Consider the following 3,068-nt stretch of genomic DNA (forward strand, 5'->3'; position numbering starts at 1 on the left):
AAATCATCCACGGATTCATCTGAACCGGCATTTTACCACCGCCTAAACCTTAAGGGTCATTACTATATGTATTTATCATATATATATTATTTTCTGATGTCAACTTCTATTATCTTGTTTTAGTGAAATGTTTCCATTCCTTATATTAATTTTATTCTCTCAAATCTTTGAAAAATTCACTTCTTTCATTTACACTGATAAAATAAATACCATCACCTTGGAGGGAATGGCATGAATGAGCGCGAAAGGGTAATGAATGCTCTTGAGTTTAATACCATTGATAAGGTTCCTTACCATTTAGATTTTACTGTTCCAGCCCGTAATAAAATGATTCAATACTTGAATGATCAAAATTTTGAACAAAATATCGGCAACCATTTGGCTTTTACCAAGGCACTGCCTCTCGACGCCTTTCAAGAAGTAAAACCAGGGTTTATCCGTGACGAATGGGGCGTAGTATGGAATCGTACCATTGATCCGGATATTGGAAACCCGATTCCAGTCTTCTCCCAACCAATTCTAAAAGGGTATCGATTCCCCGACCCAGACGATCCCAGACGTTTTCAAGCATTACCAGCTTTTTTAGAAAAAAATAAAGATAAATTTTGCATTTTAAAAATGTCTTATTCTCTATTCGAACGGACCTGGTCTTTACGGGGAATGGAGAATGTTCTTACTGATATGATTACCAATCCCGAATTCATTGAAGATTTAATGGACCACATAACTCAATATAATCTGAGAGTCATATCAAAAGCACTGGATATTGGATTTGATGGAGTCTATTTTGGTGACGATTGGGGATGGCAACGAGGGCTCATTATGGGACCCGCCATGTGGAGAAAATTTATTAAACCTCGAATGGGGCAGATGTATGCTTCCATTAAAAACAGAGGGAGAAAGGTTTTCCTCCATTGCTGCGGAAAGGTTGATGAATTGTTTCCTGACCTCATTGAAATAGGTCTTGATGTGTTCAACCCCTTCCAACCAGAAGTGATGGATATCTTTGCAATAAAAAAACACTATCAAGGCAAATTATCCTTCTATGGTGGAATTGGAATCCAAAGCCTCCTTCCCTTTGGGACGGTTGATGAAGTAAAAAGAGGAGTCCAAAACATTTTAGATGTAATTGGTAAAAATGGAGGATATATAGCTTCTCCTTCTCATGCTCTTCCAAAAGATATTCCCTGTGAAAACATTTTAGCCATGTTGGATGTACTCAAAAACCAATCCTAGTTTAAAATAAGAAAATTGGGGATTTTTCCCATTCATGGTTTTCCTTTTTTGTTCATTGCTCATTTCTATTGATCTATTAACCTAAGGAGGCAAAATGAGGTGAAAAGTAAAACCTCTTTCTTTATTGTTCTTTTAACCATCGCTCTATTCCAGATCATTTACGCTATTTCCTTTGCCGAGCCCATAACCTTTACTCTTATCCATGTAAATGATACCCATTCTCATCTCGATCCCGAAGCCAAAATTCTACCAATTGATGGAAACCCGACCCAGGTCCAATTGGGTGGATTAACCTTTTTAAAAACCGCTCTCGATCGTATATCGGCTGCTGATAATAACATTCTTTTCTTGCATGCTGGTGATGCAGTACAAGGAACTATGTATTTTATAAAATTTAATGGTCAAACCGACCAAATCTTCCTGAATCACATGCCTGTAACCGCAATGACTCTGGGCAATCATGAATTTGATCGTACTTCATCTTTTTTAGCAGAATTTCGTGATGGGTTATCCTTCCCAGTTTTATGTTCTAATATCGATACCAAGGCTGATGCTGATTTAAAAGGTAAATTCGTTCCTTATCAAGTTTTTGAAATTCACGGTGAAAGAATTGGAATAATTGGTTTAATTACACCGGAAGTTATAACCAGTTCTAGTCCGGGAAAATCCGTTCAGTTTTTCTCACCAGAAGCTCGAGCTCAAGCAGCCGTTAAGGACCTTCAAAGGCAAGGAATCAATAAAATAATTGTTCTTTCCCATATTGGCATTGAAGCTGATATCCAATTAGCCCGGTCAGTAAGTGGAATTGATTTGATTGTTGGTGGTCATTCACATACTTTAATGGGTGATTTTAAAGCTTTTGGTTACAATAACGAATACCCTTATCCAGTCATTGAGACTTCTCCCGATGGAGGAAAAGTTCTCATTGTTCAAGCTTGGGAATGGGCAAAGGTTTTAGGAAGAATCCAACTGAGCTTTGATGATGAAGGAACAATAATGAGTTACAACGCCCAACCTCTCCTCCTGATAGGGAATAACTTTGAACAAAAATGGCAAGATACCAATCAAGATGGGATTATAAACAAGAATGATGACTATACTCCAATAACTGCTCAAAATGCTCCAGATAAATATCAGTCAATTCTTCGGTATATAATACAGAGCGGTCAAGCTGGAATTCTCATCCCTCCAGATTCAATGAAAGCTATCTATACCCAATTTTCTTCTGGATTATTGGAACTCAAAAACACTGTAATCGCCGAATCTGTCGATGATTTAATACGCAACAGCAATAACTCAGGCCCCGGTCCTCTCATTGCTTTGAGCATGCTGAATATAACATCATCCATGGGGGCTCAAGTAGCTCTCCTTAATCCCGGCGGTGTCCGTACCGATTTTGAAGCTGGAGAGATTACCGTTGAAATGGTTTACGATTGCCTTCCCTTTCAATCAACACTGGTTCTCTCTGACCTTTCTGGCCAAGAACTTACTCAGGTTTTAGAGGATATGGTTAATTATTCGATATCCAAAGAAGCGTATAATGCCAATATTTATGCCTATATAGCTGGCTTTCGTATCCAATTGAATCCATCACTTCCTCAAGGCTCCAGGGTTTCCCAAATTGAAATCAAGCAATCCGATGGGAAATACCAGCCCTTGGAACTTGATAAAACCTACCGATTAGTCACCAATAGTTTCCTAGCCCAAGGTGGAGATGGTAATAGCGTATTAGAAAAAATCCCTAATAAACAGGATACCGGCCTAATTGATGCCGACGTTTTTCTTGAGTTCATCCAAGGCACTACCCTAAAAAATCCAACTGAAGAATTAGT

Annotated in this window: 2 protein-coding genes; both read left to right on the forward strand. The window is 38.4% G+C overall.

Features of this window, described 5'->3' with window-relative positions; all coding sequences use genetic code 11:
- Nucleotides 1-231 precede the first annotated feature (231 nt).
- Nucleotides 232-1,236: a uroporphyrinogen decarboxylase family protein gene (locus tag PLK24_RS10110; protein ID WP_324478776.1), complete on the forward strand. Its 1,005-nt coding sequence runs from the start codon at nt 232-234 to the stop codon at nt 1,234-1,236.
- A 99-nt stretch (nt 1,237-1,335) separates the two neighbouring features.
- Nucleotides 1,336-3,068: bifunctional metallophosphatase/5'-nucleotidase (locus tag PLK24_RS10115; protein ID WP_324478778.1), on the forward strand; the 1,733-nt coding region annotated here is incomplete at its 3' end.

The organism is Atribacter sp. (assembly GCF_035418125.1).
Taxonomy (GTDB): domain Bacteria; phylum Atribacterota; class Atribacteria; order Atribacterales; family Atribacteraceae; genus Atribacter; species Atribacter allofermentans.